The sequence below is a fragment of the Rhizobium sp. BT-226 genome, assembly GCF_025847085.2.
Classification (GTDB): Bacteria; Pseudomonadota; Alphaproteobacteria; order Rhizobiales; family Rhizobiaceae; genus Rhizobium; species Rhizobium sophorae.
In genome coordinates this window covers 1,058,679-1,081,363 of record NZ_JAOYTI010000002.1, presented here as the reverse complement: position 1 = coordinate 1,081,363, position 22,685 = coordinate 1,058,679, and the positions used below count along the sequence as shown (strand labels likewise).

Sequence of the window (22,685 nt, the reverse complement as noted above, 5' to 3'; positions counted from 1 at the left end):
ATGACCGCTATCGGAAGTTACTTCAAGATGGGCCCCGCCCGTCTCTTTGTTCACGCAGCCGTTCTGCTGATCGTCATCATCTGGCTCATCCCGACACTCGGCATCTTCGTCAGCGCGCTGCGCGACAAGGACCAGATCGTCGTCTCCGGCTGGTGGACGGCCTTCGTCGGCTCGACGCAAACCGCCGCGGTCCGCCTCGGTACACCCGACCAGCAAAAGCAAGAGGGCGCCAGCTACGTCATCTCGGGCAATGTGCTGGAAGGTCAGGCCGGCCGGGCGGTGAAGGCCTTCGGCAACCGCATACAGCAGCCGGCCGCCTTTAAGGCCGGGGAGACCGCCGATCTCGGCGACGGTGAAACCCTGCAGATCAACAGCGATGGCAGCTACCGCTATGTGAAGAACACCGCCTTTTCGCCCGACCAACGCCCGAAGCGCATCTATGCATCCGTCTCGGCGCCGCCGGAATTCACGCTGCAGAACTACAATACGGTTCTAAGAGGCGAGGGTATCGGCCAGTCCTTCATCAACTCGCTGACCGTGACGATCCCGGCGACGATCATCCCGATCCTGATTGCCGCTTTCGCCGCCTATGCGCTCAGCTGGATGGAATTTCCCGGCCGCGGGCTGCTGATTGCGCTCGTCGTTGGCCTCATCGTCGTGCCGCTGCAGATGTCGCTGATCCCGCTGCTGCGCCTCTACAACGAGATCGGCAACATGCTCGGCCAGCCGTCGAAGACCTATCCCGGCATCTGGCTTGCCCATACCGCTTTCGGCATGCCGCTCGCCATCTATCTCTTGCGGGCCTATATCGCCGGCCTGCCGAAGGAGATCATCGAATCCGCCCGCGTCGACGGCGCGAGTGATTTCGAGATCTTCGTCCGCATCGTTTTGCCACTGTCCTTCCCGGCACTCGCCTCCTTCGCCATCTTCCAGTTCCTGTGGGTGTGGAACGACTTGCTCGTCGCCATGGTCTTCCTCGGCACCGACAAGGACCACATCGTGCTGACCGGCAGCCTGAACGCGCTGCTCGGCTCGCGCGGTGGCAATTGGGAGATTTTGACGGCGTCAGCCTTCGTCACCATCATCGTGCCGCTGCTCGTCTTCTTCGGGCTTCAGCGTTACCTGGTGCGCGGTCTGCTGGCGGGTTCGGTCAAGGGAGGCTGACCATTCCCGAACGTGACTTCAAACAGGATATTCCATGAACGTGGCTTCCCAATCGATCTCGACCCCTGACAAGGACTGGTGGCGCGGCGCGGTGATCTATCAGATCTATCCGCGCTCTTACCAAGATTCGAACGGTGACGGCATCGGCGACCTCAAGGGCATCACCGCCCGCCTGCCGCATGTGGCAAGCCTTGGCGTCGATGCGATCTGGATCTCGCCTTTCTTCACCTCGCCGATGCGCGATTTCGGTTATGACGTTTCCGACTACGAGAACGTCGATTCGATCTTCGGCACGCTGGTGGATTTCGACACGATGATCGCCGAGGCCCATCGCCTCGGCATACGCGTGATGATCGACCTCGTCATCTCCCACAGCTCGGATCAGCATCCCTGGTTCGTGCAAAGCCGGTCCAGCAAGACCAACGCCAAGGCCGACTGGTATGTCTGGGCCGATGCCAAGCCGGATGGCACGCCGCCGAACAACTGGCTGTCGATTTTCGGCGGCTCGGCATGGGCGTGGGATCCGACGCGCATGCAATATTACATGCACAACTTCCTGACCTCGCAGCCGGATATGAACCTGCATAACCCGGAAGTGCAGGACCGTCTGCTCGATGTCGTGCGCTTCTGGCTCAATCGCGGCGTCGACGGCTTCCGCCTCGACACCATCAATTTCTATTTCCATGACACGCAACTGCGCGACAACCCGGCGCTTGCGCCCGAGCGCCGCAACGCCTCGACGGCGCCGGCGGTCAATCCCTATAATTTTCAGGAGCATCTCTACGACAAGAACCGGCCCGAAAACCTTGCCTTCCTGAAGCGCTTCCGCGCCGTTCTCGAGGAATTCCCGGCGATCGCCGCCGTCGGCGAAGTCGGCGACAGCCAGCGCGGCCTCGAAATCGTCGGCGAATACACCTCCGGCAACGACAAGATGCATATGTGCTATGCCTTCGAGTTCCTGGCGCCCGATCCGCTGACGCCGGAGCGCGTCGAAGAAGTGATGCAGGATTTCGAAGCGGCGGCACCGGATGGCTGGGCCTGCTGGGCCTTCTCCAATCACGACGTCATGCGCCATGTCAGCCGTTGGGGCGGGCTGGTCGCCGACCACGACGCCTTTGCCAAGCTTTATGCTTCGTTGCTGATGACCATGCGCGGCTCAGTCTGCCTCTATCAGGGCGAGGAGCTGGCATTGACCGAGGCCGATCTCGCCTATCAGGATCTGCAGGACCCCTATGGCATCCAGTTCTGGCCGGAATTCAAGGGCCGCGACGGCTGCCGCACGCCGATGGTCTGGGACAGCCAGGTCGCCCAGGGCGGCTTCTCGACGGTCAAGCCCTGGTTGCCGGTGCCGGTCGAACATATCCTGCGTGCCGTCAGCGTCCAACTGGGCGACGAGACTTCCGTGCTGGAGCACTATCGCCGCTTCATCGCCTTTCGCAAGCTGCACCCAGCTTTTGCCAAGGGCGAGATCGAATTCGAGGAAACACAGGGCGATACCCTGGTCTTCACCCGTGAATACGGCAATGAGAAGCTTCTCTGCATCTTCAACATGAGCCCGGCCGAGGCCGGCGTCATCTTACCGGCGGGAGAATGGCAGGCATTGACGGGCCATGGCTTTACCAGCAACAACTATGGCGACAAGATCGATATTCCGGCCTGGGGGGCGTATTTCGCCCGTCTTGCCTAAGGAACATAGGCCTAAGGAAACACAGGCCCAGGGAACACAGGGAGAGAGAAATGACTGGACTGACGCTGAAGGATATCCGCAAATCCTACGGTTCCGTGGATGTTCTCCATGGTATCGATCTCGATATCAAGCAGGGCGAATTCATCGTCTTCGTCGGTCCGTCCGGCTGTGGCAAGTCCACGCTTCTGCGCATGATCGCCGGTCTCGAGGCGATCACCGGCGGTGAGATGTATATCGATGGCCATCTCGTCAATGACGTGCCGCCCTCCAAGCGCGGCATCGCCATGGTCTTCCAGTCTTATGCGCTCTACCCGCATATGACTGTCTTCGACAACATGGCGTTCGGCATGAAGATCGCCGGCGAAAGCCGCCAGGAGATCGACCGCCGCGTCCGGGCGGCGGCCGAGAGCCTGCAACTGACCCAATATCTCGATCGCCTCCCGAAGGCGCTTTCCGGCGGCCAGCGCCAGCGCGTGGCGATCGGCCGCGCCATCTGCCGCGATCCCAAGGTCTTCCTGTTCGACGAGCCGCTCTCCAACCTCGATGCCGCGCTGCGCGTCGCGACCCGCATCGAGATCGCCCGTCTGAACGAACAGATGGCCGATACGACGATGATCTACGTCACCCATGACCAGGTCGAGGCGATGACGCTTGCTGATCGCATCGTCGTTCTCTCCGCCGGCAATATCGAGCAGGTCGGCGCGCCGCTGGACCTCTACGAGCGCCCGGCAAACCTCTTCGTCGCGAAATTCATCGGCTCGCCGGCGATGAACATCATTCCGGCGACGGTCGCCGGAACCGGAAGCCAGACGACGGTGACGCTGACCGGCGGCATGTCGGTGACCCTCGATGTGGCGACCGATGCGTCGGAAATGGGCAAGCAGGCAAGCTTCGGCGTGCGTCCGGAGGATCTCGGGGTTGCCGATGGCGCCGACTACCTGTTTGAAGGTGAAGTGTCGATCGTCGAAGCGCTCGGCGAAGTGACGCTGCTTTATATCGAGGGCCTGGTTCCCGGCGAGCCGATCGTCGTCAAGCTGCCCGGCATCTGCGATGTGAAGAAGGGCCAGAGGATGCGGTTTGCCGCTGACAGGCAGAAGTTGCATCTCTTTGATGCAACCGGTCATACCTACCGAAAGTAAGGCGGCCATTTTTGGGGTAATCACCCCAGGAATTGTGCGGGACGGACCGAATTCTCACTTTCTGTTAAAGATCGGCTGCTACCTTTTCCTCGTCAATTTATGAGGGGGATAAGCAGGTGGCCGCTTCCAATCCGTCACAGCCAAAATCTCATTTCCTGAGCAAGGAAGAATCCTTCATGTACGACCGCGAGGCGCGGTTCAAGATGGAGGACACGATGAATGCCGCGCGCATCGAATATACGGAAAAGGGCGTCATGCACGCGGCTTCGCGCCGCTGCGACATTGTCCGGATCTCGATGAGCAGCGCGACACTCGCGATCCTCACCCAGTTCAGCCTGCCGAAGCAGTTCTATCTGGATATTCCTGATGCCCGCATCACCAAGGTCGGTTGCCTGCTGATGAAGGTCAACGCCAACAATACGATCGACGTCCGCTTCCTGCGCCTGCTGACGCAGAAGGAGCTGAACAAGATCTTCGTCTACAGCACCCATCCGGCGCACCGCGACTACGTTCTCGATATCCGCGCCTAGAGCGTATCACTGCACCGATATCGAAAACCCGCGGGGTGCTGCGCGCCCCCCCGCGGGTTTTTGTTTGCCAGAAGCCATCACGCTCAGTGGTGGAAGAGCACGCTCGCACCCTGATCCGAAGGTCCCACGGCGCGGCGGAACGGCGCGAAGAGCTCGCGGCCCATGCCGAATTCATTGTCGGAGAGATCGACGGTCACCGGCTCGCGCTCGGCCAAATCGGCTGCGTCGACGAGCAGCTCGAGGGTGCCCTTGATTGCGTCGAGGCGAATGATGTCGCCCTCGCGGATGCGGGCGATCGGACCGCCGTCGACCGCTTCCGGCGTGACGTGGATTGCGGCCGGCACCTTGCCGGATGCGCCGGACATACGCCCGTCGGTGAGCAGCGCCACGCGGAAGCCGCGGTCCTGCAGCACGCCGAGCGGCGGCGTCAGCTTGTGCAGCTCCGGCATGCCGTTCGCCTTCGGGCCCTGGAAGCGCACGACGGCGATGAAATCGCGGTTGAGCTTGCCTTCCTTGAAAGCATCCTGCAGTTCCTGCTGGCTGTGGAAGATGATTGCCGGAGCCTCGATGATGTGGCGCTCCGGCTTGACGGCGGATATCTTGATGACCGCCTTGCCGAGATTGCCGCGCAGCATCTTCAATCCGCCATTCGCCTGGAACGGCGTCTCGATGCTGGAGAGAACCTTGGGATCGACGCTTTTTTCCGGCGACGGCTCGCGCAGGACGCCGCCGTTTTCGCCGAGACGGGCGTCGACCGTATAGGCTTGGAGGCCCTGGCCGAAGACGGTGCGCACGTCGTCGTGCACCAGACCGTGCTTCAACAGTTCCTTGATGAGGAAACCCATGCCGCCGGCCGCCTGGAAATGGTTCACGTCGGCAAGCCCGTTCGGATAGACGCGGGCAAGCAGCGGGACGACTTCCGAAAGCTCGGCAATGTCCTGCCAAGTGAGCTGGATGCCGGCTGCCCGCGCCATGGCGACGAGGTGCAGCGTATGATTGGTCGAGCCGCCGGTCGCATGCAGGCCGACGACGCCGTTGACGACCGAGCGCTCATCGATCATTTCGCCAGCCGGCGTGAATTCGTTGCCGAGGGCGGTGATCGCCAGCGCCCGCTTGGCGGCTTCGCGCGTCAGCGCTTCGCGTAGCGGCGTGCCGGGATTGATGAAGGACGAGCCGGGCATGTGGAAGCCCATGATCTCCATCAGCATCTGGTTGGAATTGGCGGTGCCGTAGAAGGTGCAGGTGCCGGGGCCGTGATAGGATTTCGATTCCGCCTCCAGCAGTTCGGCGCGTCCGACCTTGCCTTCGGCAAAGAGCTGGCGCACGCGCGACTTCTCGTCGTTCGGCAGGCCTGTGGTCATCGGACCAGCCGGAACGAAGATCGACGGCAGGTGCCCGAAGGAGAGCGCCGCGATCACCAGACCGGGCACGATCTTGTCGCAGACGCCGAGGAAGAGGGCGGCATCGAACATGTTATGCGACAGGCCGACGCCCGCCGACATGGCGATCAGGTCGCGCGAGAAGAGCGAGAGCTCCATGCCGGGCTGTCCCTGGGTGACCCCATCGCACATCGCCGGCACGCCGCCGGCCACCTGCGCCACGCCGCCTGCTTCGGCCGCTGCCTCGCGGATGATCGCCGGATAGGTCTCGAACGGCTGGTGGGCCGAGAGCATGTCGTTATAGGCGGTGATGATGCCGAGATTGGGGATGCGGTCGCCGGCGAGCGCATCCTTGTCGGCGGGGGAACAGACGGCGAAGCCGTGGGCAAGGTTGGCGCAGCCAAGCACCGAGCGCGCGACACCCTGCGAGGCGGCCGCGCGCAGGCGTTCGAGATAGCGTTCGCGGGTGGGCTTCGAGCGTTCGACGATGCGATCGGTGATCGCAGAGATGCGTGCATGAGCGGACATGGAAAATCCCTGCCTTGTTCGTTGTCTCTATCTGTTTCGGCGGCTCCGGCCTAAATCTGAATTTCAGATCTGCGGCGGATCAGGGAGCCCAGTAGATCTCGACCGGGGAAGTAGCCCGGCGCAGAACGGCGCGGATCGGCATTTCTGCCTCGTCACCGCTGCCTTCCGCCTTGGCGAGAACGTCTTTTTTGCCTTCGCCCTCAATATGGAGAACCAGGAGTGCGGCATCCTCAAGACTGGAGAAGGTGAAGGTCAGGCGCGGCTCGCCGGCTCCTTCCGCTTCCATGGTGATGATGCCGCGCGGCGTCGATGCATCGATCGCCTTGGCAAGATTGCTGCCGTCGGGAAAGAACGAGGCCGTGTGGCCATCGCCGCCCATGCCGAGGATGACGATGTCGAAGGGTGAACTGATCGCCTTGGTCTTCTCTGTTGCGAGCCTTGCTGCCTCCTCCACGGAGGCCACATCCTGATAGAGCGGCAGGAAGCGTGCCGCCTTCGCCTTGTTCTGCAGCAGATTGGCGTCGACCAGCAGATGGTTCGAGCGTGGATTGTCGGCCGGCACGAAGCGTTCGTCGACAAGCGTGATCGTCACTTTTTCCCAGGCGATGTCGCGTGTCGAAAGCGCCTGGAAGAAGGTCTTCGGTGTGGAGCCGCCGGAAACGGCGATGGAGGCCGTTCCGCGGGCGGCGATCGCTGCCGAAAGCGTATCCGCGACCTTATCGGCGAGACTGCCGGCGAGGTCTGCGGCGCTGGCGAAGGAATGCAGGGTCGATGCCATCGATTTCGTCCTAGATTTCGTCATGCCAGGTGCGGCCGTCACGCTCGATCAGCGCGATGGCCTGGCTCGGCCCCCAGGTGCCGGCCGTATAGCCCTGCACTTGCTGGCCGGTCGTTTCCCAACCCTTGAGGATCGGATCCACCCATTTCCATGCGGCTTCCACTTCGTCGCGGCGCATGAACAATGTCTGGTTGGAGCGGATCACGTCCATCAGCAGACGCTCGTAGGCGTCGGGATTACGGACATTGAAGGCCTGGGCGAAGCTCATGTCGAGCGAGACATTGCGCAGGCGCATGCCGCCTGGACCCGGATCCTTGATCATCAGCGACTGCTTGACGCCCTCGTCCGGCTGCAGGCGGATGATCAGCTGGTTGGCGACGATGCGCCCGGCCGCCTGGTCGAAGATCGCGTGCGGGATCGGCTTGAAGGTGATGACGATCTCGGACATGCGCCCGGTCAGGCGCTTGCCGGTGCGGATGTAGAAGGGAACGCCGGCCCAGCGCCAGTTGTTGATCTCGGCCTTGATGGCGACGAAGGTCTCGGTGTTCGAGACGCCGCCTTCGAGCTCTTCAAGGTAGCCCTTGACCGGGCCGGTGCCCGATGCGCCGGCGCGATACTGGCCGCGGACCGTCGCCTGCTCGACGTTGGAGGCATTGAGCGGCTTCAGCGCGCGCAGCACCTTCAGCTTCTCGTCGCGAACGGCCTCCGAATCCATCGACGAGGGCACTTCCATCGCCGTCAGGCAGAGCAGTTGCAGGATGTGGTTCTGCACCATGTCGCGCAGTGCACCCGCAGTGTCGTAATAGCCGGCGCGGCCTTCGAGGCCGACCGATTCAGCCACGGTGATCTGCACGTGGTCGATGTAGTTGGCGTTCCACAGCGGCTCGTAGAGCGCGTTGGCAAAGCGCAGCGCCATCAGGTTCTGCACCGTCTCCTTGCCGAGATAGTGGTCGATGCGGAAGATCTGCTCTTCCTTGAAGGCGCGGCCGATCGTGTCGTTGAGCTGCAGCGCCGAGGCGAGATCGCGGCCGATCGGCTTCTCGACGACGATGCGGGTCGACTTGGTGATCAGCTTGTGGTCGTGGATCTTCTGCGAAATGTCGCCGAAGATGCCGGGCGCAACCGCCAGATAGAAGGCGCGCACGCGCTCCTTGCCCTCATCCAGCAATTTCTTCAGCTGATCCCAGCCGCTGTCGGTGCGGGCATCGACCGAGACGTAGTAGAGGCGGGCACAGAACTTCTCCACCTCAGCCTCGTCATATTCGCCCTTCTTCAGGTGTTCCTTCAGCGCATCGCGGGCAAAATTGCGGTATTCCTCGTGGGTCAACGGGCTGCGCGAGGCGCCGATCACGCGGGTCGGTTCGCTGAACTGGCCTTCGATCTGGCGATGATAAAGGGCGGGCAGCAACTTGCGCTCGGCAAGGTCGCCGCTGCCGCCGAAAACGACGTAATCAAAAGGCTCAACGGGAATAATCTGGCTGCTCATGAGCTTGTCTCTCAATCAGGCTTGGTTGACGGCTCTTTTAATCTAATCGATTTAAAAAAGCCAGTGTGCAGTGCAATGAATCTCTCAGGCACAGGTTTTAGAGCGAATTTCCGGAAGAGGAAATCCGCAATCGGACTAAAACTTGTCGCGAAGCGCAAACCACGACAAGGCGAGGAAAAGCAACGGCGCCCGCATGCGCGCACCCCCGGGAAAGGCTGGAATATCAAGCGATGTGAAGAGGTCGAGATCGCGAGATTTTCCAAGCACCGTTTCCGCGTAGAGCTTGCCACAGTAGTTTGACAGCATGACGCCATGGCCGGAATAACCGCCGATCGAGATGACGCCGGGCATGACCTCGCGCACGAATGGCTGGCGCGGCAAGGTGATGCCGACGCTGCCGCCCCAGGCATGGGTGATCTCGATGTCCTTCAGGTCCGGATAGATCTCGGCGATCTGCCGGCGGATGTGCCGCGAAATGTCCCGCGGATTGTCCGTGGTATAGGCCTCGCGCCCGCCGAACAGCAGGCGGCCGTCGCCGAATTTGCGGAAGTAGCGCACGACGAAGCGCGAATCGGCCACGGCCTCGCCCCCGGGCAGCACATCGGGATGCCCGTCGAGCGGCGCCGTGGCGCCGATGAAGGAGCGGATCGGCATGACATGGCTCGCCGTCACCGGCTCGAGGTCGCCGATATGGCCGTTGCAGGCGATCAGAGCCCGCTCAGCGGTGATCGTCCCCCTTTCGGTTTCGATCGTCACCTTGCCGCCGCTTTGGCGGATCGCCGTTGCCTTGGTCATCTCGAAGATTTCAGCACCGGCATTGGCGGCGATCCGCGCCAGCCCCACCAGCAGCTTCAGCGGATGGATGTGGCCGGTGCCGACATCGCGCACGCCGCAATGGAAACGCTTCGAACCGAGCCTCTCCTGCGTTTCCTCCTCGTCCATGAAGCTGAGATGCGGATAGCCGTAGCGCTGTGCGGCGATTTCAGCATTTTCATAGTAGTCGCGTTTGTAGCTCGCCTTGTGTGCGACATTGAGCTGGCCGGGCACATAGTCGATCTCGATCTGGTGCTCGCGGGCGAAATCGATGAGATGGTGCTTGGCCGTCTCGGCAAGATCGAACAGCGCCTTCGAGCGTTCGTAGCCGACCTTCTCCTCGAGTTCTTCCGGCCACCATCGCTGACCGGTGCCGAGTTGGCCGCCATTGCGCCCGGACGCCCCGTCGCCGAAGCGGCAGGCGTCGATCAGGACCACTGAAACGCCTGACTTGGCAAGATTATAGGCGGCTTGCAGGCCGGTATAACCGCCGCCGACAATCGCGACGTCGCATGTTCTCGATCCGTCGAGAGCGGGGTAGGCGGGCCGCTCCCCGATGGTTGCCTGATACCAGGACAGCCCGGGCGCGATCGGGCTCTGCCACGTCTCCTGCGATGCCATGATGCTTCCCTCACACGTTGAGCAGAAGGAATTCCCGCTCCCAGGGGCTGATCACCTGCATGAAGGTCTCGAACTCGCCGCGCTTGACGCCGGCATAAAGGCCGATGAACTGCTTACCGAATATCTCCTCGAAGGCGGGTTCGTCCTCGAGCAGCGCCACGGCTTCCAGCAGCCCGCGCGGCAGGTCGATCGAACCCTCATTGGCCGAATCCTCGGTCGGCGCCGTCGGCTCGATCTCCTTCATGATGCCGAGCAGGCCGGAGGCGAGCGACGCGGCGAGCGCGAGATAGGGATTGGCGTCCGAGCTCGGCAGCCGGTTTTCCACGCGCCGCGCCTGCGGATCGGAGACCGGGACACGGAAGGCGGTCGTTCGGTTGTCGTAACCCCAGGCATTGTTGACCGGGCAGGACATATCAGGCTGCAGGCGGCGGTAGGAATTCACATAGGGCGCCAGCATCGCCATCGCGCTCGGCACGAATTTCTGCATGCCGCCGATGAAGTGGAAGAATTCCTTCGAAGCCGAGCCATCGGGGTTGGAAAAGATGTTCTTGCCGGTCTCGATATTGACCACCGATTGGTGGATATGCATCGCCGAGCCCGGCTGGCCCTGCATCGGCTTGGCCATGAAGGTCGCGTAGATGTCGTGTTTCAGCGCCGCCTCGCGGATCGTCCGCTTGAACAGGAACACCTGGTCGGCAAGCTCGATCGGATTGCCGTGGCGCAGGTTGATCTCGAGCTGCGCCGGTCCCTCTTCATGGATCAGCGTATCGATCTCCAGCCCCTGCTTCTCCGAAAAATGATAGACGTCGTCGATCAGCTCGTCGAACTCGTTGATGCCGGCGATCGAATAGCCCTGGCCGCCGAGGATCGAGCGGCCGGACCGGCCTTTGGGCGGGTGCAGCGGATAGTCGGGATCGTCGTTCTTGGCGACGAGATAGAATTCGATCTCGGGCGCCACGATCGGTTTCCAGCCGCGCTCATGATAGAGGCTCATGATCCGCTTCAGCACGTTGCGCGGCGTATAGGGCACTTCCCCACCGTCCGAATCGACGATATCGCAGATCACCTGCGCCGTCGGGTCGGTTTCCCAGGGCACTACGGAAAGCGTCGAAAGGTCGGGCATCAGCTTGAGGTCGCTGTCGCGCGGCTCATAGCGGAAGCTCTCCGTCTCGTCGGGATATTCGCCCGAAATCGTGTGCCGGTAGATCGCCGACGGCAGCGCCAGCGAAGTGTTCGAGGTGAACTTCGAGCTCGGCATCATCTTGCCGCGCGGAACGCCGGCAAGGTCCGGCGTGATGCATTCGATGTCTTCGATACCCCTGTCCCTCAGCCACCGCGCTGCTTCCTTCCAGTTCGCAACGCCGCGCAGGGATCCGGGCTCCGGGGGAGTTTTTTTCGAGGCGGGTACGTTTCTGGCAGGCTTCAGCGTCGTCTTTTTTGGGGACATGACACACCGGTTTGCGTTGATCGTGGCGCCATCATAACCAGACTTTGCCAATTGGCGAGGGGTGGCAAACGTTGACTTTCGCCCTTTGATGGAAAAAGAAGACGCGGGTTTGATCGGGGAAACGGGTTTGCAGCGCAAAAGCGACGTTATCATCATCGGCGCCGGAGCGGCGGGCATGATGGCGGCCATCCGTGCCGGAAAACGCGGCCGCTCGGTCGTCATCCTCGACCATGCCAGGGCGCCTGGCGAGAAGATCCGCATATCAGGCGGCGGCCGCTGCAATTTCACCAATATCCATGCCGGACCGAAGAATTTCCTCTCCGCCAACCCGCATTTCTGCAAGTCGGTGCTTGCCCGTTTCACGCCCGCCGATTTCATCGCCATGGTCGACGGCCACGGCATCGCCTGGCACGAAAAGACGCTGGGCCAGCTTTTCTGCGACGATAGCGCCAAAGACATCATCCGCATGCTGCTGGCGGAGATGCGCATGGCCGGTGCAGTGCTGCATCTTGGCACTGAAATATCCGGCGTCGAAAAGACCGAAGCCGGCTTCCGGGTATCGACGAGCGAAGGTCACTGTGAAGCATCGTCGCTGATCGTCGCCACCGGCGGCAAGTCGATCCCGAAGATGGGCGCCACCGGCTTTGCCTATCGTCTCGCCGAGCAGTTCGGCTTGGCCGTGCTCGAAACCCGCCCCGGCCTCGTGCCGCTGACGCTCGATCCCGGCCTGCTGGAAAGCATCGCGCCGCTCGCCGGCATTGCCGCCCCGGCCGAAATCCGCCACGGCAGGACCGCCTTCCGTGAAGCGCTGCTCTTCACCCATCGCGGGCTGAGCGGCCCCGCCATCCTGCAGATCTCTTCCTATTGGCGCGAGGGCGACGAGGTCGTGGTCTCGATCGAACCGGATATCGACATCGCGGCCCATCTGAAGACGGCAAAACAGATCAATGGCCGTCAGTCGCCGCAGACGGCACTCGGCGATATCCTGCCGAAACGGCTGGCCCAATTTCTCGTCGAGCGCGAAAAGATCTCCGGCAACATGGCCGACCTGCCCGACAAGGCGCTGCTGCGTCTTGCCGCCGGCGTCCAGAACTGGGTGGTTAAACCGTCCGGCTCGGAAGGTTACCGCACCGCCGAAGTGACGCTCGGCGGCATCGACACGTCAGCGCTCGATTCCCGCAGCATGGAAGCAAAAGCCGTGCCCGGCCTTTATTTCATCGGCGAATGCGTCGACGTCACAGGCTGGCTCGGCGGCTATAATTTCCAGTGGGCCTGGGCTTCCGGTTTTGCCGCCGGCGAATGCGTCTAAAGCTCTTTGTTTTGATGCATGTCGTGGGCCCAAAACCGCTGCACATTTTTTGACATGCCTAGGAAGTATCCGGAGATACCGATTCAAGACTTCTTAATAGAGGTGCGCCATCCTGTCTCAATTGGCGGTTTGTAAGGTCGTCCCTAAATTAAGCTTTACCGGCAAGCCGATTTGTTGGATTGTTGTTGTGTCAGAGAGAAGTGAGGTTTCGACCATGGACAGAAACGCACGACGCGCCCGCGCCATCGCAATTGCCGAGGCAAAGCCGAACGCCCGGATGGTCGCCCTGCGCTATCTGATGCTTGCAGCCGGCGCCACTGCCGCCAGCCTCGCGCTGCTGCTCTCGCACTTCATCTGATCCTGTCCGCAGACCTGGAACCAACGTTGCGACATGCTCATTGTCGCACCGCGGCGTCGCGGCCCATAACTTGCAACTATTTCACGGCCTTGGCTTATCCCACCATAACCGCTTATCCGAAAATTAATATCTAATCTGACACAATTGCTCGCGAATATTTGGGCATATCCAAGTTGTTTGGACGTGAACTGGCAATGACTGCCGCCTGGCCTCCGGGTTCCCCAATGTAAAATAAGAACAGCTCGATGTGCACCCGGCTGGCGCCATGTGGCCGCCTGCGGGAGGAGTGGTGTATGAAAGGCCCGGAACGCCATGTTGATTGACAAGATTCTTTCCCGCTTCAGGATCAAGACCAAGGTTCTGATCTTCGTTCTGCCTTTCGTCGTCACCATTTCGGCGGTGGGCCTGACGGGCCTCTATGCTTCCGGACTTCTGCAGGGCCGCATGGAAATATCCAACAGCGTGCTGCAGTCGTTGAGCGGGTTCAAGGATCTCTACGGTTCGATGGACGATTTCCTGCGCGTCACCAGCCAGCAGGCGCGCGACAAGCTGATCGCGGATCTGAAGACCCAGCAAGGTGTGCTCGACCAGACGCTGAGCCAGGTCGGCGCCGAGGCCGCCGGCCGCGACAGCCTTGCGGAGGCATCGCGACGCACCAAGGAGATTTCGGGCGTCGTCGACAAGCTCTGGGCGCTGCACGAGCAGGAACAGGCATTGCATGAGCAGATCGACGCAGCGCAGAAGAGCGTGATCAGCACCCGCTTCACTGTGTCCTACCAGGCCGAGGAATTGCAAAATACCGTCCAAAGCGATGAGAGTGCCGCCACCGCTACCCTTCGCACCGCTGATCGCCTGCTGAAGGGCGGCGATTTTCTCGGCACCGTGGCCAGCGGCTTCAGCAAGCCGCAGACACCGCAGGACAAGATCGCCTTCATCAACGAACAGATGCCGGAGATCGTCAAATCTCAGCGTCTGATTGCCATCTCGGTTCCGAGCAACCAGAAGAATGTCGTCGACGCGCTGGCTGCGACCATCGACGGCATCAAGACGATCGCCCAGACGCCCAATCCGACCGACGAGACCGCCACCGAACTCGGCCGTCTCGTTTCGCGCTTCCGCCAGACCGCGACCTATACGCAGTTGACCGCGACGCAGAAAATGCGTGACGCGACGCAGGAATTCGCCGCGCTCGACGGCCGGATTGCCCAGGCCAACTCGGTCCTGCAGGATACGAGACGTCTCGAAAATTCCGTCTATTCGCTGCAGATCGTTCTTTCCGATTTCCTCGCCGATTCCAGCAAGGAAAATCTCGTGCGCCTGCAGCAGCAGGCCGGCACGCTCGGCAAGGACATGCAGGTGCTGGTCACCAGCGCCAAGGGCATGGGCTTTGCCGAAGGCATATCCGGCGCGATCCAGCCGGCGCTGGACGTCATCTCCGGCGGCGGCTCGAAGATCGTCGACACGATCGGCGAGCGCGTCGCGGCCTATGCCGCGGCCCGCCAGGAGCTTGACCAGATCTGGAAAAAGCTGACCGATTTTGCCGAACTGCAGAAGCAGACGGCCGGCACCGAGCGCACCCAGGCAAACAGCATCTCCGTCATGACCACCGGCCTCGGCATCCTTCTGTCGATCCTCGGCGGCATTGCCCTTGTGCTGACGCTGCAGCGCCCGATCAGCCAGATCACCGCCGCCATGCGCCGCATTGCCGAAGGGGCGCTGGAAACCAGCATCTCCGGCGAGCAGCGCCACGATGAAATCGGCGACATGGCTCGCGCGCTCGGCATCTTCAAGGAAAACGCCATCTCGAAGATCCGCATCGAGGAGCAGAGCGACGAGGAACGCGCCGCCGCCGAACACGAGCGCCAGCGCAACGACGCCGAAAAGCGCGAGATGGATCGTCAGATCGAATTCGCGGTCAACGCGCTTGCCGCAGGCCTCGAACGCATGTCGCAGGGCGATATCTCGACGACGATCGGAACGCCCTTCATCGGCCGTCTCGAACAGCTTCGCCAGGATTTCAACGGTTCGATGATGCGCCTGCAGGCGACGATGAGCCAGATCCGCGACAATGTCGAGCTGATCCAGGGCAACGGCAACCAGATGGCCCAGTCGGCCGAGGACCTCTCCAAGCGCACCGAACAGCAGGCAGCCTCGCTCGAAGAGACCGCGGCTGCGGTCGACCAGATTACCGTCACGGTTCGCTCGTCGGCTGAACGCGCCAAGGATGCCGACCAGATCGTCCGTCAGGCCAAGCGCAGCGCCGACGATTCCGCCGTCGTGGTCAGCAATGCTATCGACGCGATGAGCCGCATCGAAGGTGCCTCGCGCCAGATCGAGCAGATCATCGGCGTCATCGACGAGATCGCCTTCCAGACCAACCTCCTGGCACTCAACGCCGGCATCGAGGCAGCGCGCGCCGGTGAAGCCGGCAAAGGCTTCGCGGTGGTCGCGATGGAGGTCCGCGAACTGGCCCAGCGCTCTGCCGCCGCGGCGCAGGAGATCAAGGGGCTAATCAACAAGTCGACCAACGAGGTCAATTCCGGCTCGCAATTCGTGCAGGAGACCGGCACGGTGCTCGCCAAGATCAGCGCCCAGATCGTCACGATCAGCCAGCATGTCGAGATGATCGCTCGCGCCAGCCACGACCAATCCAACGCGCTGCAGAGCGTCAACGCGACGGTCAACCAGATGGACCAGATGACCCAGCAGAACGCCGCCATGGTGGAGGAGACGACTGCCGCCAGCCGCGAACTGGCCGACGAGGCCGATTCGCTACGCAGGCTCATCCAGCAGTTCAAGATCGACGGCGAAGCCACCGGCGCGCCGGTCTACCGTGCCGCCTGATTGTTGACCGGCCCCTCTTATTCGAACGGCCCCGGATTTTCCGGGGCCGTTCCTATTTCTGAAAAATTGCGCCGCGACTGAGAAGATTTGAGAGGTCGAATGCCGGGCAGTCTATCAGGCCGGGATAATCGTAAAACGCCCGGGAATGAGGCGATGAATATCTCCGGCGGTCATGATTTACGGAGAATCTTCCTTAACGCTTTTAGTCTAATTTGACCTTGGTCTATCTACCGGGGGTCTCGATGCTGCGCCTTTTCTCTACGTCGATCGTACGCCAGATCGTTGCGATCACGCTGTTTCTGCTGGCGATCAGCACGGCCGCCATTGTCGGCGTGACCTATTACAATCTGAGCCACCATGTCATGGATGGGGCTGTCGCCGATGCGAGGGAAGCCACCCGCGCCATGGCCGTCCTCTACGGCGCGGCCGATCAGGCGGCAAAGATCGAGCTGAAGGACAACCAGCTCTCCGCTGTTACCGAAGACGCCATTCCGGCCCTTGCCGATCATTCGCTGGTCGACCGCACGGCGCAGTCGATCGCCGGTGTTGCGACCATCTTCCAAAAGCAGGGCAGCGACTACGTCCGCATATCCACAAACGTCAAGAAGGAAAACGGCGACCGCGCCGTCGGTACCAAGCTCGTCGCCGAACACCCCGCCCAGCCGGTTCTCGCCAAGGGCGAGGCCTATTACGGCCCGGCGGTGCTTTTCGGCCGCCAGTTCATCACTGGTTACTTCCCCATCAAAAACGCGTCGAGCGCCAATGTCGGCATTCTCTTCATCGGCATTCCGATGGAGGTCTATTACCAGCGCCTGTATGAGCTGCAGATGCTTGTCCTCGGCGTTGGCGCCATCGTCATGCTGATCGTCGGTGTTGTCGCCTTCTATGCGATCCGCCTGTCGGTGAAGCCCTTGCAGGCGCTGACCGCGAGCGTTCACGCGATTTCCGGGGGCGATCTCGAAGGGGCGATCCCGTGTGTCGACAAGAAGAACGAATTCGGCGATATCGGCCGGGCGCTGGCGCTTTTCCGCGACAGTGCCCGCGCAAGGCGCGACCTGGAAACCCAGGCCGCCGAACAGCGCGCCTTGAGCGATGCCGAACGGGCCAGGAACGATGCCGACAAGCGCTCGCTCGACGGCCAGATCGACTTTGCCGTCAACCAGCTTGCCGCCGGCCTCGGGCGCTTGTCGCAGGGCGATGTCTCGCAGACGATCGGCACACCCTTCGTCGGCCGGCTGGAGCAGCTGCGCGTCGATTTCAACGCTTCTCTTTTGCGGCTCCAGGATACGCTATCCGGTATCCGTGATAGCGCCGCGACGATCCAGCGCAACAGCGGCGCCGTCTCCACCTCTGCCGGCGAGCTTTCGAAACGCACCGAGGCGCAGGCGGCCAACCTCGAGGAGACTGCGGCCGCGGTGGAAGAGATTACCGTGACGGTTCGTTCTTCCGCCGAGCGTGCCCGTGAAGCCAACAATGTCGTGGCTGCGACCAAGAAGACGGCCGACAATTCCGGCGCCGTCGTCGGCGATGCCGTCGCCGCCATGGATCGCATCGAGCAGGCTTCGCAGCGTATCGAACAGATCATCGAGGTGATCGACGACATCGCCTTCCAGACCAATCTACTGGCGCTGAATGCCGGCATCGAGGCGGCGCGCGCCGGCGAGGCGGGCAAGGGTTTTGCCGTCGTCGCCCAGGAAGTCCGCGAACTCGCCCAGCGCTCGGCCGATGCGGCGCGCGAGATCAAGTCGCTGATCGAGACATCAAGCCGCGAAGTGACGGCAGGGTCCGAACTGGTCCAAAAGACCGGCAGCGTCCTTGCCTCGATCAGCCAGGAGATCATCGCGATCAGCGGCCATGTCGAGACCATCGCCACCGCCAGCCGAGATCAGTCGGCCGCGCTGCAGGAAGTCAACGGTTCGGTCAACGCCATGGACCAGATGACCCAGAAGAACGCGGCGATGGTTGCCGAGACGACGCAGGCAAGCCGCCTGCTTGCCGGCGAGGCCGATACGCTGATGGCGCTGATCGAGCGGTTCCGCATCGTTGCAGAATCGGCTCCGGCTCATCTCGGAGCAAGAAGAGTCGCCTGAACCGCGCAGCCGCAGCCGCTGCGGGATTGCGCCGCGGCCTTGCGGCGCTTTCTGAGGTTGAGGTCGAGCGACGTCAGCCAGGCGGTAAAGCCAATGAGGCTATTGTTCCCGAACTCGGCATAGAATCTGTCCTCTTCCGCCTTGCAACCGCTTCGCTGGGGATAATGCCGATAGCCGATAGTGCCTGCGATGGTGATCATGTCGATCATGACAATGTCCTTTCCTGTGTAAGACATCACCTGATCTAGGCGTCGAATTTCTCTTTATAAACGGGAAAAATCCCGCTATGTTTTTCATTGATGAAAAACGCAAGTTGGGATTCCTATCAGCTTTTCCTGCAGGTCGCCCGGCTCGGCGGGCTGACGGGGGCGAGCACCGCAAGCGGGCTCAGTCCTGCGACCGTCGGCCGGCGCATGCTCGATCTCGAGCAAGAGATTGGCCGCGCATTGTTTTCGCGCAGCCAGACCGGATACCGTCTGACCCAAGATGGCCAGGCGCTGCTCGATCACCTGCAGGAAATGGAGGCCGCCGCCCGCAAGGTGGCGGCGTGGCGGCAATCCGGCGAGGGCGCCACGACCGTCAGGGTCGCCGCCGGCACCTGGCTTGCCTGGCTGCTGACCGAGAATTTCGCAGCAATCCGCATGCCGGGCGATGCCTTCGCCATTTCGCTCACCATCGGCGAGGCGCGGGCGAGCCTTGCCTATCGCGAGAGTGACATCGGTATTCGCGCCTTCGAGCCTGAGGAGGCCAATCTTGCCGCACGTCTGCTCGGGGAGGTGGCCTATGCCGTCTATATCAGGCGCAACGCCGCCGAGACCGACGAGCGCTGGATTGCCGTCGCTGAGGAAGAGGCGATATCGGCCTATCTGCGCTGGCCGCACGCCCATGCCGGGACGGCGATCGTTGCCACCGTCAATCGGCCGCGTTCGCTGCCGGATCTGGTGCGCGCCGGTGCCGGCAAGACGGTGCTTCCCTGTTTCGTCGGCGATCTCCATCCCGAATTACAGCGGCAGGGCGGCGAGTTGCCGGAATTGCGCCACCGGCAATGGATCGTCATGAATGCCGAGGACCGCCACCGCCCGGAGATCCGCACGGTCGCCGACCGCATGACCAAGCTGATCAAAAGTTATGCCGATCTCTTCGCCGGAAAACGACCGAGCCGCGGCTGAAGCAAGTCGCCTAAACCTGTGCAGCGGTTTTGGGACCACGGCTGCATCAACTGGAGACAGTAAAGCGCCGCGCGTCCGATAGGTCGCGCGGCGATTGACGAAGCGGGCCAGCGTCATAGGCCCCAGCGCCGGTCGGCTTTGGTCAATGCCGGTTGGTGACGACGATCGGGATCAGCAGGTCGCCCCAATTGCCGTCGCCGCCGTGATGACGGGCCGAGCGCACCAGTTCGACCGAGACGCCGGCCTCGACGGCTTTCATGACCGATTGGTTCAACCGATGCAGGTCGTTGGCGAGCATGCGGATCGTCGTCTGCTGATCCTCGCTCATGCTGGTCGTCTGCTCTTCGGCCCGTTCCCGGACGCGTGTAATGGATGCCATGATCTTCTCCTCCTTTTCGGGTTATTCCGCAGCCGGCTTGAACTGCGCATGTTCAGTTGAATCGTGCATCGCCGTGGTCGAAGACCGGCCGCCGGTGATGGCGAGCGACACGGCGTCGAAATAGCCGGTGCCGACCTCGCGCTGATGTTTGGTGGCGGTATAGCCATTGACCTCGGCGGCGAATTCCGCCTGCTGCAGCTCGGAATAGGCCGACATCTGCCGCTGCTTGTAGCCGCGCGCCAGTTCGTACATGCCGTAATTCAGCTGGTGGAAGCCGGCGAGCGTGATGAACTGGAACTTGTAGCCCATCGCGCCGAGCTCGCGCTGGAACTTCGCGATCGTCGCCTCGTCGAGGTTCTTCTTCCAATTGAAGGAAGGCGAGCAATTATAGGCGAGCAGCTTGCCGGGATGGACCTTGTGCACGCCTTCGGCAAAGCGCCGCGCCTGCTCGAGGTCCGGCTTGGAGGTCTCGCACCAGATGAGATCGCAATGCGGCGCATAAGCGATGGCGCGCGCGATGCACGGCTCGATGCCGTTTCGCACCTGATAGAAACCTTCGACCGTGCGGCCGGCATCGTAGTCGACGAAGGGCTGGTCGCGCTCGTCGATGTCGGATGTCAGGAGCTTTGCCGCTTCCGCATCGGTGCGGGCGATGACCAGCGTCGCAACGCCCATGACGTCGGCGGCAAGCCGGGCGGCGTCGAGATTGCGGATATGGGCCGCAGTTGGGATCAGCACCTTGCCGCCGAGATGGCCGCATTTCTTCTCCGAGGCGAGCTGGTCCTCGAAGTGAACGCCAGCGGCACCCGCCTCGATATAGGCCTTCATGATCTCGAAGGCGTTGAGCGGCCCGCCGAAACCGGCTTCCGCATCGGCAACGATCGGCGCGAACCAAGTGTCGACGGAAAGTCCCTGGGCTTCCGAGGTCTCGATCTGATCCGCGCGTTGCAGCGTGCGGTTGATGCGTTTGGCCAGTTCCGGACCGGCATTGGCCGGATAGAGGGACTGGTCGGGATACATCGCCGATGCCGTATTGGCATCGGCCGCCACCTGCCAGCCGGAGAGATAGATCGCCTTCAGCCCGGCGCGCACCATCTGCATCGCCTGGTTGCCGGAAAGTGCGCCGAGCGCATTGACGAAATCCTCCTGATGCAGAAGCCGCCACAACCGGTCCGCCCCCATTTCAGCCAGCGTGTGGCGCAGCGCCACCGAGCCCCGCAGCCGCTGCACGTCATCGGCCGAGTAGGGTCTCTCGATGCCGTCGAAACGACCAGCCGATGTGTTGGGGACAAGTTTGTAAAAATCGGTCATGCTGCTCTCCTCACTAAAAGCCCGACAAAGGTGCTGCGTGACAAGATTGACAATATGACGCGCTTTGACCAGAAAAACCTTTGATTTCCTGCCTGGAAAGAGGTTAAGATGAGGAGTATTGACAGAGCGGCGCTGTGAATTTGTAAAATTTTGTAAATATGAGCGCTCCTTCCTGTCAAATGGTGTGACATGGCGGAACGAAAGATATTCGCAGGCCCGAAAGTCAGGCGCATCCGCAATGCGCTGGCACTGACGCAGACCGCCATGGCCGAAGCGCTTGAAATATCGCCGTCCTACCTGAACCTGATAGAGCGAAACCAGCGGCCGTTGACGGTGCAGCTCCTTCTCAAGCTTGCAAGCGTCTACAGGGTCGATCTGGAAGAGTTGCGGGGACAGAGCGGCGGCAGTCTCGGCCAACTCAAGGAGGTTTTTGCCGATCCGCTGCTTTCGGGCGAGCTGCCGGGTGATCAGGAGTTGGTAGAGGTGGCCGAGGCCGCACCCAACGCCGCGAGCGGCATGATCAAGCTCTACCGCGCCTATCGCGAGCAGGCGGCAAGGCTGTCCGATCTGACGGCGCTGATGGCCGCCGAAGGGCATGCGCCGGTCGCCGCCGGCCGCTTGCCGCTGGACGAAGTGCGCGAGACGCTGGAGCGCAGGTCCGGTTATTTCGGACAGATCGAGACGGCGGCGGAAGCCTTTGCTGCAACGCTCCCCGGCGGCCTCGATCTTGCCGCCGGGCTGAAGGACTGGTTGCGTTCCGAGCGCGGCATCGCGGTACGTGTCCTGCCCGTCCACGTCATGCCGGATCTGCGCCGCCGTTTCGATCGCCATTCGATGCGGCTTTTCATCTCGGAGCGCCTGTCACAGGCCGACCGTGCGCATGAGATATCAATCGAGGCCGCGACTCTGGCTTTGCTGCCGGCAATCGATGCCGAACTCGCCGATCTCTCGCTCTCCTCCGCCGAGGCACGCCGCATCGCTCGCTTCGAGCTTGCCCGTATCGCTGCGCTCGCGCTCGCAATGCCTTACGAGGCCTTTCTTTCGGCGGCGAAGGCGACGCGCTACGATATTGATATTCTGCGTGCGCGCTTCGGCGTCTCCTTCGGCCAAGCGGCCGCGAGGCTTGCCATGCTGCAGCGTCCCGGGGCGGCCGCCATTCCCTTCTTCCTGATGGAGATCGATGCCGCCGGCCACCGGCTGCGCAGGGCAGGCGCCCAAGGTTTTCCGCAGGCCCGTTTCGGCGGTGGCTGTCCGAAGCTCAATATCCATGCCGCCTTCCTGCAGCCGGGCCAGATCCTCGCCGAAACGGTCGTCATGCCTGACGGCGCATCCTTTCTGACGGTTGCCCGCACCCTGGAGGGACCGAGCGTCGAATTCGGCGAAAGGGTCAGGCGCACCGCGATCCTGATCGGCTGCGATGCCGCCCTTGGCGACGGCGTGGTCTATGGGCAGGCGATGGCGCTCGAGCCGGTCGCGGTCGGTCCGGCCTGTCGCCTCTGCGAGCGGCGCGGCTGCCTTTCCCGCGCCGAGCCGCCGGTGACGAGACCGCTCGGGCTCGACGAGATGGTGGCAGGCCTCAGCGCCTTCGATTTCCAGTGATTGTGAAATCATTGAGGGCGCAGGATTTTACGCTTGTGGGCTGTGAAATTCCTT

General features: G+C 62.1%; 18 protein-coding genes. 10 read left to right on the top strand and 8 right to left on the bottom strand.

Annotated features, from left to right (window positions below; genetic code table 11):
* The 4 genes from OIU37_RS15525 to OIU37_RS15510 all read left to right on the top strand — a co-directional run bounded on the left by OIU37_RS15525 (nucleotide 1) and on the right by OIU37_RS15510 (nucleotide 4,520).
* Entirely contained in the window at nucleotides 1-1,164 is a 1,164-nt protein-coding gene (locus tag OIU37_RS15525) for a carbohydrate ABC transporter permease (protein WP_168314436.1), read from the top strand.
* 34 nt (nucleotides 1,165-1,198) lie between these two features.
* Complete coding sequence (locus OIU37_RS15520) at nucleotides 1,199-2,851, top strand: alpha-glucosidase (RefSeq protein WP_264258011.1); 1,653 nt, start codon at nucleotides 1,199-1,201, stop codon at nucleotides 2,849-2,851.
* A 50-nt stretch (nucleotides 2,852-2,901) separates the two neighbouring features.
* Nucleotides 2,902-3,990 (top strand): ABC transporter ATP-binding protein, encoded by a 1,089-nt coding sequence (locus OIU37_RS15515; protein WP_264258010.1) that lies wholly within the window; start codon nucleotides 2,902-2,904, stop codon nucleotides 3,988-3,990.
* A 176-nt stretch (nucleotides 3,991-4,166) separates the two neighbouring features.
* The gene (locus OIU37_RS15510; RefSeq protein WP_018445791.1) at nucleotides 4,167-4,520 is read left to right on the top strand and encodes a hypothetical protein; all 354 of its coding nucleotides are present in this window, start codon (nucleotides 4,167-4,169) and stop codon (nucleotides 4,518-4,520) included.
* Nucleotides 4,521-4,603: 83 nt separating this feature from the next.
* Here OIU37_RS15510 and edd read toward each other — a convergent pair whose 3' ends face one another.
* From edd to OIU37_RS15485, 5 genes are all read right to left on the bottom strand, one after another.
* Nucleotides 4,604-6,427 (bottom strand): phosphogluconate dehydratase, encoded by a 1,824-nt coding sequence (gene edd, locus OIU37_RS15505; RefSeq protein WP_168314433.1) that lies wholly within the window; start codon nucleotides 6,425-6,427, stop codon nucleotides 4,604-4,606.
* A 79-nt stretch (nucleotides 6,428-6,506) separates the two neighbouring features.
* Nucleotides 6,507-7,205 (bottom strand): 6-phosphogluconolactonase, encoded by a 699-nt coding sequence (gene pgl, locus OIU37_RS15500; RefSeq protein ID WP_168310477.1) that lies wholly within the window; start codon nucleotides 7,203-7,205, stop codon nucleotides 6,507-6,509.
* A gap of 10 nt (nucleotides 7,206-7,215) precedes the next feature.
* Nucleotides 7,216-8,691 carry a glucose-6-phosphate dehydrogenase gene (gene zwf / locus OIU37_RS15495; protein ID WP_129417961.1) on the bottom strand — a complete coding sequence of 492 codons (1,476 nt, stop codon included), beginning with the start codon at nucleotides 8,689-8,691 and terminating at the stop codon, nucleotides 7,216-7,218.
* 135 nt (nucleotides 8,692-8,826) lie between these two features.
* Nucleotides 8,827-10,125 (bottom strand): FAD-binding oxidoreductase, encoded by a 1,299-nt coding sequence (locus OIU37_RS15490; protein WP_264258009.1) that lies wholly within the window; start codon nucleotides 10,123-10,125, stop codon nucleotides 8,827-8,829.
* Nucleotides 10,126-10,135: 10 nt separating this feature from the next.
* On the bottom strand, nucleotides 10,136-11,572 hold the full coding sequence (locus OIU37_RS15485; RefSeq protein ID WP_168310475.1) for a glutamine synthetase family protein: 1,437 nt from the start codon (nucleotides 11,570-11,572) through the stop codon (nucleotides 10,136-10,138).
* Between the two features lie 88 nt (nucleotides 11,573-11,660).
* Between OIU37_RS15485 and OIU37_RS15480 the strand changes: the two genes are divergently transcribed.
* The 4 genes from OIU37_RS15480 (at nucleotide 11,661) to OIU37_RS15465 (ending at nucleotide 18,173) form a co-directional block, all read left to right on the top strand.
* Nucleotides 11,661-12,881 carry an NAD(P)/FAD-dependent oxidoreductase gene (locus OIU37_RS15480; RefSeq protein WP_264258008.1) on the top strand — a complete coding sequence of 407 codons (1,221 nt, stop codon included), beginning with the start codon at nucleotides 11,661-11,663 and terminating at the stop codon, nucleotides 12,879-12,881.
* Nucleotides 12,882-13,095: 214 nt separating this feature from the next.
* The gene (locus tag OIU37_RS15475; RefSeq protein WP_168310473.1) at nucleotides 13,096-13,239 is read left to right on the top strand and encodes a hypothetical protein; all 144 of its coding nucleotides are present in this window, start codon (nucleotides 13,096-13,098) and stop codon (nucleotides 13,237-13,239) included.
* 312 nt (nucleotides 13,240-13,551) lie between these two features.
* Nucleotides 13,552-16,083, top strand: coding sequence for a HAMP domain-containing methyl-accepting chemotaxis protein (locus OIU37_RS15470; protein WP_168314428.1), 2,532 nt, complete (start codon nucleotides 13,552-13,554; stop codon nucleotides 16,081-16,083).
* A gap of 242 nt (nucleotides 16,084-16,325) precedes the next feature.
* On the top strand, nucleotides 16,326-18,173 hold the full coding sequence (locus tag OIU37_RS15465) for a methyl-accepting chemotaxis protein (RefSeq protein ID WP_168314427.1): 1,848 nt from the start codon (nucleotides 16,326-16,328) through the stop codon (nucleotides 18,171-18,173).
* Here the strand turns inward: OIU37_RS15465 and OIU37_RS15460 are convergent.
* A complete protein-coding gene (locus OIU37_RS15460) occupies nucleotides 18,146-18,382 on the bottom strand; it encodes a hypothetical protein (RefSeq protein WP_264258007.1) in 237 nt (78 codons plus the stop codon). The two genes, OIU37_RS15465 and OIU37_RS15460, sit on opposite strands and share 28 nt — an antisense overlap.
* A 90-nt stretch (nucleotides 18,383-18,472) precedes the next feature.
* On the opposite strand from OIU37_RS15460, the gene OIU37_RS15455 reads away from it, so the two are divergent.
* On the top strand, nucleotides 18,473-19,342 hold the full coding sequence (locus tag OIU37_RS15455; RefSeq protein ID WP_168314425.1) for a LysR family transcriptional regulator: 870 nt from the start codon (nucleotides 18,473-18,475) through the stop codon (nucleotides 19,340-19,342).
* 142 nt (nucleotides 19,343-19,484) lie between these two features.
* On the opposite strand, the gene OIU37_RS15450 is transcribed toward OIU37_RS15455, so the two are convergent.
* Nucleotides 19,485-19,721 carry a hypothetical protein gene (locus tag OIU37_RS15450; protein WP_168310468.1) on the bottom strand — a complete coding sequence of 79 codons (237 nt, stop codon included), beginning with the start codon at nucleotides 19,719-19,721 and terminating at the stop codon, nucleotides 19,485-19,487.
* A gap of 21 nt (nucleotides 19,722-19,742) precedes the next feature.
* Nucleotides 19,743-21,032: an isocitrate lyase gene (aceA, locus tag OIU37_RS15445; protein WP_264258006.1), complete on the bottom strand. Its 1,290-nt coding sequence runs from the start codon at nucleotides 21,030-21,032 to the stop codon at nucleotides 19,743-19,745.
* 189 nt (nucleotides 21,033-21,221) lie between these two features.
* Between aceA and OIU37_RS15440 the strand changes: the two genes are divergently transcribed.
* Nucleotides 21,222-22,631 carry a short-chain fatty acyl-CoA regulator family protein gene (locus tag OIU37_RS15440; RefSeq protein ID WP_168310466.1) on the top strand — a complete coding sequence of 470 codons (1,410 nt, stop codon included), beginning with the start codon at nucleotides 21,222-21,224 and terminating at the stop codon, nucleotides 22,629-22,631.
* Nucleotides 22,632-22,685 lie beyond the last annotated feature (54 nt).